Origin of the sequence: Mesorhizobium sp. LMG 17147, from assembly GCF_024297145.1 — a bacterium.
Lineage (GTDB): Bacteria > Pseudomonadota > Alphaproteobacteria > Rhizobiales > Rhizobiaceae > Mesorhizobium.
In genome coordinates, this window is record NZ_JANCTC010000022.1 from 12,657 (window position 1) to 26,725 (window position 14,069).

Genomic DNA, 14,069 nt, shown 5'->3' on the forward strand with positions numbered 1-14,069 from the left:
TGACCACCGGCATGACGTTGCCCAGCGCGCGCCGAGACTCTATACCATCCAACGCACAATCGAGGACGACATGAGCGTGGCTGAAAAAACCCAGAAGAAATCCGGTGGACTTGGCGAAACCGTCAGCGTCATCGTCCAGGCCCTGCTGCTTGCGTTGGTCATCCGCACGCTCCTGTTCCAGCCGTTCTCGATCCCGTCCGGGTCGATGCGGCCGACTTTGCTCGAAGGCGACTATCTCTTCGTCACCAAGTGGTCCTACGGCTTCTCCCGCTATTCGCTGCCGTTCGGGCCGAACATCTTTTCGGGCCGCATCTGGGGCTCCGAGCCGAAGCGCGGCGACGTGGTGGTGTTCAAGTTTCCGCCGGATCCTTCCGTCGATTATATCAAGCGCGTCGTCGGCCTGCCGGGCGACAAGATCCAGGTCAAGGATGGCCAGCTCTTCATCAACGACGTGGGCGTGCCGCGCGTCAAAGTCGGGCAGATCGACAACCGCGACATCACCGAGGAGAACGGGCCGGTCGATGTCTATCGCGAGACGCTGCCGAACGGCGTCAGCTACGACACGCTCGACCTGACGCAGGCTTCGATCGGCGACAATACCAAAGAGTTCAAGGTGCCGCCCGGTCACTATTTCATGATGGGCGACAATCGCGACAACTCGTCGGACAGCCGCTTCACCGTCGGCTTCGTGCCGGACGAGAATTTGGTCGGCCGCGCCAACCTCGTTTTCTTCTCGATCGGCGGCAGCGCCAGCCCGCTCGAAATCTGGAAATGGCCGTCGCAGATGCGCGCCTCGCGCCTGTTCCATTTCGTCAATTAGGACCATGGCGGCGACGAAACGGCTGACCGCCGATGCGCTCGCCGAGGCGCTCAAGGAGCGCACCGGCCACAGTTTTGGCGACCACCAGCGCCTGCAGCGGGCGCTGACCCATGCCAGCGCTCGCGGCAGTCATGCCGGCGTCGACTACGAACGTTTCGAATTCCTGGGCGACCGCGTTCTCGGCCTTGTCGTTGCCGATATGCTGCTGGCGGCATTTCCCGACGCTGCCGAGGGTGAGCTGTCGCTCAGACTGAACGCCCTGGTCAACGCCGAGGCCCTGGCGGAAATCGCCGATGAGATCGGCCTGCCGGAACTCATTCGCGCCGGTTCGGACGTACGCGGCCTCGATGGGCGCAAGCGCGTCAATCTGCGCGCCGATGCATTGGAATCGCTGATCGCCGTGCTCTATCTCGACGGCGGGTTGGAAGCGGCCCGTGCCTTTATCCACAGATACTGGCAGCCGCGCTCGCAAGCCATTGACGCCGCCCGTCGCGATGCGAAAACCGAACTCCAGGAATGGGCGCATCAGGCGGCAAGCGCAGTGCCGGTTTACATAATCGACAGCCGCGAGGGACCGGACCACGATCCGCTGTTCACCGTCAGTGTGAAGGTCGGCGCGTATCCGCCGGCGACCGGTAGCGGGCGCTCCAAGCGCGAAGCGGAGCAGGCTGCAGCCGCGGCACTTCTGCAGCGGGAAGGCGTCTGGCTCGATCAAGGGAGTGCCGCATGACTGCCACCGAAGCTCCGGCAACAGAAGCGCCCGCTACCCGCTCCGGCTTCGTCGCGCTGATTGGCGCGCCCAATGCGGGGAAATCGACGCTGGTCAACCAATTGGTCGGCGCTAAGGTGTCGATCGTGACACACAAGGTGCAGACCACGCGCGCCATCGTGCGCGGCATTGCCACCCACAACAACGCCCAAATCGTCTTCGTCGACACGCCGGGCATATTCAAGCCGAAGCGCCGGCTGGACACCGCGATGGTGACCACAGCCTGGGGCGGTGCCAAGGACGCCGATATCGTGCTGCTCTTGATCGATGCCGAGCGCGGCATCCGGGGCGATGCAGATGCCATCCTCGAGCGGCTGAAGGATGTCCGGCAGCCGATGGTATTGATCCTCAACAAGGTCGATCGGGTCAAGCACGAGACGTTGCTTGCATTGTCGGCGGCAGCCAACGAAAGGGTGCCGTTCAAGCGCACCTTCATGGTTTCGGCGCTGACCGGGTCCGGCTGCAAGGACCTACTGGACTATCTCGCCGAGACCCTGCCGGCCGGACCCTGGTACTACCCTGAAGACCAGATCTCCGACCTTCCGATGCGCCAGCTCGCAGCCGAAATCACCCGCGAAAAGCTCTATCTCAGGCTGCATCAGGAACTGCCTTATTCCTCCCACATCGAGACAGAGAAATGGGAAGAGAAGAAGGACGGGTCGGTGCGCATCGACCAGACAATCTATGTCGAGCGCGACAGCCAGAAGAAGATCGTGCTCGGCCATAAGGGCGAGACGATCCGCGCCATCGGCCAGGCCGCGCGTATGGAGATCGCAGGCATCCTCGAGCAGAAGGTGCACCTCTTCCTGTTCGTCAAGGTGCGCGAGAACTGGGGCGACGATCCCGAGCGCTACCGCGAGATGGGGCTCGAATTTCCGCACTGAGCTATCCAAAGATTTGGCCGATCGGTCGAGCTGTCTGTTGGTCGTCTCAAGATTCTGAGCGGTCCCCAAGTGCCAACGACACGCCGTTGGCAAGATGCTCGGCGTCGGACGCGTTTTCGAACGGGATGCCCGTTCTTGCATAGTCGAGCGGTGAGAAATCGGAGCCGTCGGCGTTGATCAGCGCAGCCTGGCGCCTTGCCGCCTGCATGTCGCCGAACTGAGCGTAACAGGCGGCAAGCCGGGTGCGGATCCACGGCGTCGGTCGCGTCGCCAGCTCCAGCGCCTCGGCAGCCGTGCGGTATTCGCCCAGCATGTATAGCGCGAGCGCGCGATCGTACTGATACCAGTGAGGATGCAGCGGGTTGATGCGGATGGCGCGCGCCAGCCAGGCGAGCGCGTCGAGCGGCCGGCCGCGCATCGTCAACAGATGCCCCATCTGCTCGATACAGTCTGCGTCGCCCGGATTGAGCTCGAGCGCGATGCGCAAATGATGCTCGGCCGCCTCGTGGTCGCGCATATTGAGCCGCACCAGCGACTGGATGCGGTGTGCCGTTGCCTGGTCCGGCGACAATGCGATGCCCCGGTCGGCCAGGTCGCGGGCCTTCGTCAGCACGGCGTCGCTGCTCGGTCCGAATTCGCTGTTAAGCACATGCGACAGCGCCAGATAGGTGTAGGCGAGGCCATAGGCCGGGTCCCTGACGATAGCAGCCTCGAAAAACGCTGCTGCTTGTTTCAGTTCGCTTTGCGCCGGATCGCGCAGCAAGGCGACGCCGCGCAGCACCAGTTCATGGGCGGCGAGGCTGGCTACCGGCTGCCGCGAGGCACGTTGCAGGCCGGCATTGTTCATCCGAACCACCAGCCGGCCGACGATCTTTTCGACGATCTCCTGCTGGATGGCGGACAGCCCGGCGTAATCGGCCTGGTAGCGATCGCCCCAGAGCTGGGAAGCGCTGGCTGCGTCAACGAGATTGACCGCACAGACGATGCTGTCTGCCTGCCGCCGCACCGAGCCCTCGACGACATAGTCGGCGCCGATGCACGAACGCACGACAGGCCATTCGCCAGGCGAATAGGACGCAAACGAGAAGCTCGAGTTGCGCGCCAGCACCGTCAACGTGCCGAAGCGGGCGAGGCCATTGATAAATGTCTTCGGCAATACCATCGACGATCGCTTCGCCGGCCGGATCGGCGCCGTCATTGCGGAATCTGAGCACCGCCACGATCGGCTGGGCGCCGAGTTCGGGCACCGGCTCGATTTCAGGGATCAGCATGTAGCCGCGCTTCGATACGGTCCGTATCGTTTCCTCGCCGAGCACCTTGCGGATCTCGCGAATCGACTGCGTCAGCGAATCCTCGGTGACGAAAACACCCGGCCAGACCGCATCCATCAATTCCGACTTCGGCACCACACGGCCGATGTGGCGGGCGAGATGCGTCAGCAATGCGTAGGCTTTCGGCCGCAGGAAGGCCGGCTGTTCGGCCCGTCTGAGCGTACCTTTGCCCAGATCGAGCGTGAAACCGCCAAACTGAAAAACCTGGTCAGTGGCCGAACCCGCCATCGAAACGGCCCGTTCCCTGAAGCCGTGCCTGTATTGGCCTACGGCTGGAGGGCTGGGTCAAGGTCTGTCGCCGCCGAAAGCGGCGCTTTGGATTTGGACGCCGCAAATTAGACGGCGCCAGCAAGGGCGGGCTGCGTTGCCGGCCTGCGGACGAAGCTCTCGGTGCCGTAGACGGCAACGATCGCGATCGCAGCCACCGCCCAGATCGCAACACCGATCCATTGCTGCTGCACATGGTCGGCGTCGATGAACGCCTTGCCCAGGAAGCGCACGCTGTTCTGATGGGTGACATGCATCAGAATGGCGAGAAGCACACTGCCGGTGTTCTGATAGAGCCAGGTGAACACCACTGCCGCCAGCACGACGTTGATCGTGCCGTAGAGGCTGAGATCGCCGACCAGGCCGAGCGGAAAATGCCAGATCGCCCAGATCGCGCCGAGGATCAGGCTTCCGGCCAGCGCCGAATGCTTGGTCAACAGACGCGGTGTCGCAAAGCCGCGCCATCCCGGCTCTTCACCAAGCGGGCCGCTGAAGACCGCATAGAGCGCGATGATCGGCAGTATCTCAGTGACGGCTGGAATGTTGCCCCAGGCCGGCATTGCCGAGCCGAACAGCGGATTGACCAGGATCGAGGCAAGCTGCGTGCCCAATGGCAGGCCGAATGCCACCAGATACCAGAGCGGAGATACCCGCCACTTCACCATGGAAGCGAGAATGGCCTTGACCGAAGCCCAGCCTCCGGAAAGGGCTGCGATGACGAATCCGGACACCATCGGGCCGAAGGTAAACCAGGGAATGCTATCGCCATTCGACAGGTAGAATGGGATGAAGGCAAACCAGGTCAGGGCAAGCGCCAACGAAAAGAAGGCAGCCAACTGATGCTGCCGCACCAGGCGCAGGAAAGAAGTCATGTCGGGCCTCTCACGGGCAGACGACAATGGGAGGTCGCCGGGCTGCCCAATCGGTCGATTTGCATCTTGAACAGCCGGCCGAATCATTCCGGGAGGCTATGCGCCGACCACCTCGGTCGACCCGTTTCTTATTGGCACCGGCGCTACCCGAAATCCTGAGCGGGTTCTGAGAAATTTCCGATATCTCATGCAGAACCGGCCAGTCAGACCGGTTGGAACGCCTGCCGACACTGCGGTCGTCCAGCGTTCTCGTTCGTCGTCTCTCCGTCATACACCCTGCCTCGCGGCGTCAAATGCAAGGGCGACTGGGGTGCGATCACGGCGGTCGGCGCCTATAGCACGTCGGAAGAATGGGCCGGCAAAGCTCGCCTCGACGTCAAGCCGATTACTGACCTGACCCTGTTCGTGATGGCAGGCTACGGCAGCGACGACAACGTCGCGAAGAACTTCTATAAGCCGTGGGCGGGCAAATTTGCCGTCTGGGGCGGCGGCAGCTATGCCGTCACAAGAAGACCTCTTTGAACGCCCAGCTCTCCTATACCGACGACAAAGACTTCGCTGTTGCGGCCAATGTCGCCTACACCATCGTTCCTGGCTACACGATCACCGCCGAAGTCGATTATTACGACAATTTGGATGCCGACGATGCCGACGCGATCGGCGGCATCTTCCGCTTCCGGCGCTCGTTCTGATCAAACGACGATCTCGCAGAAACGGCCCGTAGCGATACGCTACGGGCCGTTTTGGTTTGCGGCGGATAAGTCGCTCATCTTGATTTCGCCATCCAACCGGTGACAAGCTCTCGTCATGGAATGGCGCGACGAGGGAATCATTCTGGGCACCCGCAAGCATGGCGAAACCAGCGCCATTCTCGAGGTGATGACGCGCGTGCATGGCCGCCATCTCGGCCTCGTGCGCGGCGGCCGTTCGCGCAAACAGCAGCCGGTCTTGCAGCCCGGCAATCGCGTCGACCTGTTGTGGCGGGCGCGGCTCGACGAGCATCTCGGCACCTTCCAGGTCGAGGCGATCGAGATGAACGCCGCCCGGTTGATGGACAGCGCCGTTGCCGTCTACGGCCTGCAGACGATGGCCGCACATTTGCGTCTTCTGCCCGAGCGTGACGCCCATGGCGGCCTTTACGAGACGCTTGCGGTGATGATCGCTCATCTCGACGATGCCGATGCCGCCGGCGAGCTGGTGGCCCGCTTCGAGCTGCTGGTCCTCGACGAACTCGGTTTCGGCCTCGATCTCAGCCAGTGTGCGGCGACCGGCACCAGGCAGGACCTTGCCTATGTCTCGCCGAAATCCGGCCGCGCCGTGTCGCGGGCGGCGGGCGCGCCGTGGCGCGACAAGATGCTGGCGCTGCCTGCCTTCCTGCAGCGCGGCTCCGGGTTGCGCGCCGATCCGGCGGCGATCGAGGACGCCTTCCGGCTGACCGGCTTCTTTTTGACCCGCCATGTCTACGAACCGCGCGGCATCGAGCCTCCCGGCGCCCGCGCCGGGTTTCTCGCCGCCTTGCGCAAGCATCATTCACCCGGCCATGAATCCGGCAAGGCGAGCGCCGCAGAAACCGCCGGGGAGACCACCAGATGAGCGACGTTGAACCTTGTCCCGGCAACGTTTCGCCGCTCGGCCTTGGCACAAGGGCGGCACGCTGGCGGTTTCGGAAGCGGCGCTGAAGGATGTCAACGGCAAGCTGCTGGCTTTGGGCGCTGAAACATGCTCGATCTTTCCGGCGGCCAATCTGGTGGCACGTTGAATGGACCGGCCGTTTGGCCGCCGCATTTGAATGTCACTGAACATTGAGTGTCAGTGACAACTGGCCTGGTTTGGGGGAACCGCCATGTTTGAAAGCCTGATTGGCCTCGTCGCCATCATCGCGCTGTTCGTCATCATTTCACGCCAGCAGAGCCGTATCGGCCTGATCGAGCGCGAGCTTGGCGCCTTGCGCAGCCTTGTGCTTTCGGGCACGCCTGCGCTGCCGCCGCAAGCCAAGGAACCGGCAGCAAACGACAGCAAACCGGCGGATGCCGCAATACCGCTTGCGGCCGCAGCCGACCTGGCATCGCCAGGGACCGCAGCGGTCGCATCAGCCACAGAGGCCGAGGCCGATACCGCGGCGCCATCCGCGCCGGAGTCGGCGCTACCGGCGGCCGCGGCGAAGCCAGCTCGCCAGTCCGACGTCGAAACGGCTCTCGGTACTCGCTGGGCGGTCTGGGTCGGCGGCATCGCGCTGGCGCTGGGCGGCCTGTTCCTGATCCGCTACACCATCGAGGCCGGCATTTTCGGGCCGCGCGTGCGGCTCGCCATGGCGGCGGCACTCGGGCTGGTGCTGGTCGCCGGCGGCGAGTTCATCCGGCGCACCGGCTTCAGGGTGCCGGTGCAAGGTGCCGCCGGTGCCTATATCCCGGCAATCCTGGCGGCGGCAGGCGCCTTCATCCTGTTCGGTACCGTCTACGCCGCGTACAGCATTTACGGCTTCATCGGCCCGACGCTCGCTTTCACGCTGCTCGGCGCCATCGGGGTGGCGACGATCGCGGCAAGCCTGGTCCACGGTCAGGCGCTGGCCGGCGTCGGCCTGCTCGGTGCCATGGTGACGCCGCTGCTGGTCGCCTCGCAGGCGCCCAATCCGTGGGCGCTGTTCGGCTATCTGGCGATCGTGCTCGTCGCCACCGGCGTCATCGCCCGTATCCGCGACTGGAGGCCTTTGATGGCCGCTGCCTTCGTCGCCACCGGCATCTGGACCATCTTCTACATGACCGAAGCACCGGGGACGAACCTTTCCGTCATCCTTTTTATCGACGGGGTGACACTGGCCGTGCTCGCCTTCGTCTGGCTTGGCCGCCGCGACGAAGCGGTCGCCGGCAGCGGCTTCGATTGGCCGTCGATCGCGCCGGGCTTCTTCGTCGGGCTTTCGGCGCTGGCCCTGTTCGTCGATCCGGCCTTCGCCGCGATCCGCGGTGCATTGCCGGGTGCCGCCCTTGTCGCAGCCCTGGTGGCGGTGGCGCGATATCGGCCGCGGGCGCTGGCACTGCTGCACGCCGCCGGACTGGCGACTGTACTGGTCTATCTCGGCATCATTCCGCCGACCACGATCGCTTCCGATTTTTCGGGCGGCGCTCTTGGCGTCGACGGCATGCCGGTTGTGGCGTCCGATGCCTTGATGCTCAGGGTCGGCATCGTTCTCGGCCTGGTCTTCATCGGCATCGGCTTTTGGGCAGCGCGCCGTTTTGCGGCCCATGGCTGGCTGCGCGCCGCCACGTGGGCGGCCTGGAGCGCTGTCGCGCCACTGGTCATCCTGCTGGCGCTCTGGTCTACCTTCGGCAATCTCGACCGTGACCTTGCTTATGCGGCGGTCGCAGCCGTATTGGTCGGGGTCTTCGCTGCCGGCGGCGAATGGATAGCACGCGGCGAAGCGCCGCCGCTAACCGGCGGCGCTGCCGTCTCCTTCGCGCTCGGCGGGGCGGCAATTGCCGGCCTGCTGATGCTGCACATGGCCTTTGGTTCGGGCTGGACAACCATCCTGCTCGGAGCAGCCGCCGCCGTGCCGGCGCTGGCGACGCGCTGGCGTAGCTATCCGGTGCTTGGCTGGATTTCCGTTGGTGCGGTGATTGCAGTGCTTGGTCGCGCTGCCTTCGACCCGACCATCGTCGGTGCCGAGTTCCTGTCGAAGACGCCGGTGTTCAACTGGCTGCTGCTTGGATATGGCGTGCCGGCGCTCGCTTTCGGCTTTGCCGCCTGGCAGCTTGCCCGAACTACCAACGGCCGACCGCGCCTTGCCATGGAGGCCGGCGCGGCGCTGTTTTGCCTGCTCACCGTCGCCATGCTGGTGCGCCATGCCATGCATGGCGGCGTCATCGATACGGCTGCTGCGACGCTTGCCGAACAGGCGATCTACACGCTGATCGCCATCGGTGCCGGTGCCATCCTGGTCGCTATCGACATGCGCTCGCCAAGTCAGGTGCTGCGTTACGGCTCGATTGCAGCAGGCGTGGTCTCGGTCGCCTTCATCGTCCTCCAGCATTTTCTGGCGCTGAACCCGTTGCTGACGGATGAATCGACCGGCAGCATTCCGGTGTTCAACCTTCTGTTCCTCGCCTACCTCTTGCCGGCGGTCGCGGCAGGCGCACTGGCACTCTATTCCCGTGACAAGCGGCCGGAATGGTATGCGGCGATGCTGGCGGTGGTGGCGGCGGTGCTCGCTTTTGCCTATGCCACGCTGTCGGTCAGGCGCCTGTTCAAGGGTGAGTTCATCGGACTGTGGAGCGGTCTCGGCCAGCTTGAGACCTATACCTATTCGGCACTGTGGCTGGTCATCGGCGTGGTGCTGCTCACCGCCGGTGTCTGGCTGAAGTCCCAGGTGCTGCGCATAGCGTCGGCGGCGCTGATCTCGATCGCCGTGCTCAAAGTCTTCATCTTCGACATGTCGGAACTGGAAGGCGTGTTGCGGGCGCTGTCCTTCATCGGCCTCGGCGCGGTGCTCATCGGCATCGGCCTGTTCTATCAGCGTTTGCTGACAAGGGCGGCGAAAGCAAAGCTTGAGACGAGCAATAGCTGACGATTTCAATTTGGCCGGGAATAAACCTGCCACCGGCAGCGTTATTCAGTTGCTTGGGTGACCGGGGCGGCGGACCGCTTCGCGCTGGCCGCTTGCGCCGCGCTGCAAAGGCGCGTTCAATCACCACGGACAGGGCTCCAGAACCAGCGGTCATGGACGAAAAGAAGGCAGCAATCCTGGGTGAAATACCGCGTCTGCGCCGCTATGCACGCTCGCTGTTGCGCGACCGCGATTCCGCCGACGATCTCGTCCAGGATTGTCTCGAGCGGGCGCTTGTGCGGCTCGACAATTGGCAGACAGGAGAAAGCCCCAGGAGGTGGCTGTTTACGATCATGCACCATTTGTTCATCGACCAGATGCGCAAGGTGAACCGGCGCGGCGAGGCGGCGATGCTGCCGCTCGAGACAAGCGAGGCGCAGGCAGCACCCGCCGAGCAGGTCGAGAGCATCGCCTCGCGCGAGATCGTCGACGCGCTGCAGGCGATCAGCCCTGACCGGCGCGCGGCACTTGTGATGGTCGCCATCGAAGGGTTTTCCTATGCTGAAGCCGCCAACATCCTTGGAGTGCCCGCTGGCACTTTGATGTCGCGCATCGCGCGCGGGCGTGACGAACTGCGAGCGCTGCTGGATGATACCGCGCGCCGCCGCTCGATAAGGATCGTTGAGAAATGAGCCGGCGCGATTTCTCCGAACGCGACATCCACATGGCTCTCGATGGCGAGTTGCCGGGCGACGAGCGGACGGCCTATGAGGCATGGCTCGAGGCCAATGCCGAGATGAAGGCCAAGAGCGCACGCTACGCCGCCGACCGGGAAGCGTTGCGCACAGCCTTTAATGGCGTGCTGGACGAACCCGTGCCGGTGCGGTTGAGCAAGGTGGTGCTTGGCGAGGCGCCGGTGGTCAGAGTATCGCCGTCGCGCTCGCGTTGGTGGCTTGCGGCCGCCGCTGCCGCCATCCTGGCGATTGGCGGTGCTGGCGGCTACCTTGCCGGCATCGGCCGCCTCGGCCTGGAAAATACCGCCGAGGACCAGCTTGCCGAAGAGGCGATCGCCGCCCACGTCATCTATGCCGCCGAAACGCGGCATGCGGTGGAAGTGCCGGCAAGCGACAAGGATCATTTGCAGAGCTGGTTGTCGAACCAGGTGGGTCTGAAGCTCGTCGCGCCGGATCTGGCCGCGCAAGGATTCCAACTGGTCGGTGGCCGGCTGCTGCCCGCCGGCCAGGGCAAGGCCGCGATGCTGCTTTACGAGGACGTCAAGGGCGAGCGCATATCGCTCTTCGTCACCGCAGAATCGGCAGCCAAGGCCAAGGGCACCTATGGGGAGGACGATGGTCCTGAGGCAGTCTATTGGCTGGACAAGGGTTATGGCTGCGCCGTCGTCGGCTCGCTGCCGCGCGAGCAACTGGCCGCAGTGGCCAAGAGCGCCTATGGCCAGCTTTTGGCGGGCTTGCAAAGCTGAGCAGGCTCTCGCTCTTCCGAAGCCGCGCCGATGCCTAAACACGGAGGTCGTTCAAAGCCTTTGCGCGACCTGCCTGCAGTCAAAACTGTCACAATTCGGCCCTAATCGAGGTGCGATAGCGCTTGCTTAATGCTGGCACTTCGGCTGGTGTGACCGATGTTTAAACTAGGGCCGTTTCCACAACCCAATCGAGGTTTTCTGAGCCCGCATGCCTGCCGAGATTCGCAAGGCCCGCGCGTCCGACGTCGATGACCTCGCCGCCATCGAAAAAGCCGTTTTCTCGAGCGATCGCATTTCTCGCCGCTCCTTTCGCCAACTGATCGAACGAGACACCGCCGAGCTGCTGGTTGGCGAAAGCGATGGCCGCGTCGCCGGCTATGCAGTCGTGCTGTTTCGCAAGGGCAGCGGCGTCGCGAGGCTTTATTCGATCGCCGTTGGTCCATTTTTCGGCGGCCGTGGCGTTGGCCGGCTGCTGCTGGAAGAGGCCGAGGCCGCCGCTTTCGAGCACGGCCGCATGATGCTTCGTTTGGAAGTCCGCGAGGACAACCCGCGCGCGATCCAGATCTACGAGCAGAGCGGCTACCGCAAGATCGGCCGCGAGCCGGACTATTACGAGGATGGCGCCACGGCGCTGCGCTATGAAAAGACCTTGCGCGGCGACATTCCGGTGGCCACCGAAGTGCCGTTTTATCAGCAAACTTGCGAATTCACTTGCGGACCATGCTGCCTGATGATGGCGATGGCTTACTTCGGCCCCGGATTCGTGCCGGATCCAGTGATGGAAATCAGGCTGTGGCGTGAGGCGACGACCGTTTTCATGATGTCGGGGCCGGGCGGCTGCGAACCGTTCGGGCTTGCTGTCGCCGGCTATGAGAGCGGGCTTGCTGCTGAGATCTATGTCTCCTTCTACGGCGCGCTGTTCCTGCAGTCGGTGCGCAGCGAGGACAAGCGCCGCGTCATGGAGCTGGCGCAGGTCGACTTTCGCCGCCGCGCGGAACTTTACAGCATCCCGGTGAATTACCGTTCATTCGGGCTTGACGACATTCGCACCGCGATCGCAGAGGGAAAACTGGTGCTGGTCCTGATCAGCGGCTTCCTGATGTTCGGCAAGAAGGTTCCGCACTGGGTATTGGCCATCGGTGACGACGGCGATCATATCCTGATCCACGACCCCTGGGTCGAGGACGAGCGGCAGGAGACGATCCTCGATGCTGCCAACATTCCCGTGCCTTACGGCATCTTCATGAACATGGCGCAATTCGGCCGCGACGGATTGCGCGCCGCCATCACTCTCGGAAAGCGCGATAGCCAATGACCTGGGTCATCCTTACCGGCCGGCAGAACGATCTCGACCAAGTGGCGACGCCGCACAAGATCATCACCAATCGCGACTACCTTGCCCATCCGGCACTGTTTCGCGGTCAGCGGCCGAAGGTCATCAACCTGTCGAACAATTACGGCTACCAGAGCCGCGGCTATTACGCGTCGCTGCTTGCTGGTTCGCGCGGCCATAAGGTCATCCCGACGGTCGAAACGATGATCGACCTGTCGGAGCGCAAGCTCTATGAGCACGCGTTGCCGGAACTCGAACTCGCACTCAACAAGTGCCGCAAGGACCTGGGTGGCGCTTTTCCCCAGAAGGTCTGCATCTTCTTCGGCATCGGACCATCCAGGATCTGGGACCGCTTCGCAAAACTTCTGTTCGACTGGTTCCGTGCCCCGGCGCTCGAGGTCCACATCAGGGACAGCGCCGAATGGGCCTCGATCCGCAAGATCGGGTTCCATCCCCTGGCCAGGATGACCGAGGACGAGGAAACGCACTTTCTCCAGTGCCTGGAGACCTACACCAACCGCGAGTGGCGCGACACCAAGGGCCGCACGCCGGCGCGCTACACTTTCGCCACTCTGGTCGATCCGCATGAGGAACTGCCACCGTCGGAGATTTCGTCGCTGCGCCACTGGGCCAAGATCGCTGAAAAGATGGGCGTCGAAATCGAGCCGATCACCAAGCGGGATCTGGCCAAGCTCGCCAACTACGACGCGCTGTTCATCCGCGAGACCACCTCGATCTCCAACCACACCTACCGCTTTGCCCGCCGCGCCCAGCAGGAAGGCATGCCGGTCATCGACGATCCGCTGTCGATGATCCGCTGCACCAACAAGGTCTATCTCAACGAGCTGATGACCTACAACAAGGTACCGGTGCCGCCAACGGTGATGATAGCCGGCACCTCGGACCTGGAACTTGCGGCGCAGACGCTGGGCTTCCCGCTGGTGCTGAAGATCCCGGACTCCTCGTTTTCGCGCGGCGTCAAGAAATGCGGCACTTTCGAAGAGTTGAAGTCGCTTGCAACCGAATGGCTGGAGGATTCCGACCTCCTGATCGCGCAAAAATTCATTCCGACGGAATATGACTGGCGCGTCGGTGTCCTCGGCGGCCAACCCTTGTTTGCCGTCCATTATCTGATGGCCAAGAAACATTGGCAGATCGTCAATCATAAGGCCAACGGCAAGCCCGATCAGGGCGGCATCAAGACCTTCACCCTGAAGGAAGCGCCGGCCCATGTCGTCGAGACGGCGGTGAGCGCGGCGCGTTGCATCGGCGACGGCCTCTACGGCGTCGACCTCAAGGAAACCAGGGACGGCGTCTTCGTCATCGAGGTCAACGACAACCCCAACCTCGACCACGGCTGGGAAGACTCTGGCGAAAAGGACGAGGTCTGGGTGCGGCTGACGCAGTGGTTCCTGGAGCGGCTGGACCGGCCGGGGCGATAATATCCGAACTGAGGGGAAAAAGATGCTGTTCTTCGTAACCGAGGATTTTCGCGGCTGCGACCGCAAGGAGATCTACCGCCGTTTCCGCGACCAGGGCCGCCTGAAGCCGGACGCGCTTCTCGTGCACCACAGCTGGATCGCAGCGGATATGAGCCGCTGCTTCCTGCTGGTGGAGGCCGATGACATCACGCTCCTGCAGCGGTGGGTCATCGAATGGGCCGATCTGGTCGAATTCGAGATTGTTCCTGTGGCGACGAACAAGGATATGGTTGAGGCATTGAGCGGGCACCTCTGACCCGGCAAGGAACCTCCTGGTTCGCCACACCTGAATTCC

Annotated in this window: 13 protein-coding genes and 2 pseudogenes; 12 read left to right on the forward strand and 3 right to left on the reverse strand. The window is 63.4% G+C overall.

Translation table 11 applies throughout. The features are described 5' to 3' along the window. Window positions 1-70 precede the first annotated feature (70 nt). Genes lepB through era form a run of 3 tightly spaced genes read left to right on the forward strand, consistent with a single transcriptional unit; the run spans window position 71 to window position 2,473 of the window. Entirely contained in the window at window positions 71-820 is a 750-nt protein-coding gene (lepB, locus tag NMG46_RS25615) for a signal peptidase I (protein WP_254820194.1), read from the forward strand. 4 nt (window positions 821-824) lie between these two features. After that, on the forward strand, window positions 825-1,550 hold the full coding sequence (rnc, locus tag NMG46_RS25620) for a ribonuclease III (RefSeq protein WP_254820195.1): 726 nt from the start codon (window positions 825-827) through the stop codon (window positions 1,548-1,550). After that, window positions 1,547-2,473: a GTPase Era gene (gene era / locus NMG46_RS25625; protein WP_023677765.1), complete on the forward strand. Its 927-nt coding sequence runs from the start codon at window positions 1,547-1,549 to the stop codon at window positions 2,471-2,473. The genes rnc and era overlap by 4 nt, the downstream gene beginning before the upstream one ends. Before the next feature lie 46 nt (window positions 2,474-2,519). Here era and NMG46_RS25630 read toward each other — a convergent pair whose 3' ends face one another. The 3 genes and pseudogenes from NMG46_RS25630 to NMG46_RS25640 all read right to left on the reverse strand — a co-directional run bounded on the left by NMG46_RS25630 (window position 2,520) and on the right by NMG46_RS25640 (window position 4,943). Beyond that, entirely contained in the window at window positions 2,520-3,635 is a 1,116-nt protein-coding gene (locus tag NMG46_RS25630) for an adenylate cyclase (RefSeq protein ID WP_254820247.1), read from the reverse strand. Between the two features lie 163 nt (window positions 3,636-3,798). Continuing rightward, window positions 3,799-4,032 (reverse strand): annotated as a pseudogene (locus NMG46_RS25635) (transcriptional regulator); the annotation flags it as partial. 107 nt (window positions 4,033-4,139) lie between these two features. Next, window positions 4,140-4,943: a CPBP family intramembrane glutamic endopeptidase gene (locus NMG46_RS25640; RefSeq protein ID WP_254820196.1), complete on the reverse strand. Its 804-nt coding sequence runs from the start codon at window positions 4,941-4,943 to the stop codon at window positions 4,140-4,142. A gap of 285 nt (window positions 4,944-5,228) precedes the next feature. Between NMG46_RS25640 and NMG46_RS25645 the strand changes: the two are divergent. The 9 genes and pseudogenes from NMG46_RS25645 to NMG46_RS25685 all read left to right on the forward strand — a co-directional run. Next, a pseudogene (locus NMG46_RS25645) lies at window positions 5,229-5,635 on the forward strand (porin); the annotation flags it as partial. A 115-nt stretch (window positions 5,636-5,750) separates the two neighbouring features. Then, the gene (gene recO / locus NMG46_RS25650; protein WP_254820197.1) at window positions 5,751-6,536 is read left to right on the forward strand and encodes a DNA repair protein RecO; all 786 of its coding nucleotides are present in this window, start codon (window positions 5,751-5,753) and stop codon (window positions 6,534-6,536) included. A gap of 13 nt (window positions 6,537-6,549) precedes the next feature. Continuing rightward, window positions 6,550-6,702, forward strand: coding sequence for a hypothetical protein (locus NMG46_RS25655; protein ID WP_254820198.1), 153 nt, complete (start codon window positions 6,550-6,552; stop codon window positions 6,700-6,702). Window positions 6,703-6,786: 84 nt separating this feature from the next. Continuing rightward, on the forward strand, window positions 6,787-9,501 hold the full coding sequence (locus NMG46_RS25660; protein ID WP_254820199.1) for a DUF2339 domain-containing protein: 2,715 nt from the start codon (window positions 6,787-6,789) through the stop codon (window positions 9,499-9,501). A 152-nt stretch (window positions 9,502-9,653) separates the two neighbouring features. After that, window positions 9,654-10,172 carry a sigma-70 family RNA polymerase sigma factor gene (locus NMG46_RS25665; protein ID WP_254820200.1) on the forward strand — a complete coding sequence of 173 codons (519 nt, stop codon included), beginning with the start codon at window positions 9,654-9,656 and terminating at the stop codon, window positions 10,170-10,172. Then, window positions 10,169-10,960 carry an anti-sigma factor gene (locus NMG46_RS25670; protein WP_254820201.1) on the forward strand — a complete coding sequence of 264 codons (792 nt, stop codon included), beginning with the start codon at window positions 10,169-10,171 and terminating at the stop codon, window positions 10,958-10,960. Before NMG46_RS25665 ends, NMG46_RS25670 begins: the two co-directional genes overlap by 4 nt. Window positions 10,961-11,168: 208 nt before the next feature. After that, the gene (locus tag NMG46_RS25675) at window positions 11,169-12,275 is read left to right on the forward strand and encodes a peptidase C39 family protein (protein WP_254820202.1); all 1,107 of its coding nucleotides are present in this window, start codon (window positions 11,169-11,171) and stop codon (window positions 12,273-12,275) included. Further along, window positions 12,272-13,735: a RimK family protein gene (locus NMG46_RS25680; protein WP_254820203.1), complete on the forward strand. Its 1,464-nt coding sequence runs from the start codon at window positions 12,272-12,274 to the stop codon at window positions 13,733-13,735. The genes NMG46_RS25675 and NMG46_RS25680 overlap by 4 nt, the downstream gene beginning before the upstream one ends. A 22-nt stretch (window positions 13,736-13,757) precedes the next feature. Next, window positions 13,758-14,030, forward strand: a complete 273-nt coding sequence (locus NMG46_RS25685; RefSeq protein ID WP_254820204.1) for a DUF3303 domain-containing protein — start codon at window positions 13,758-13,760, stop codon at window positions 14,028-14,030. Window positions 14,031-14,069: the final 39 nt, after the last annotated feature.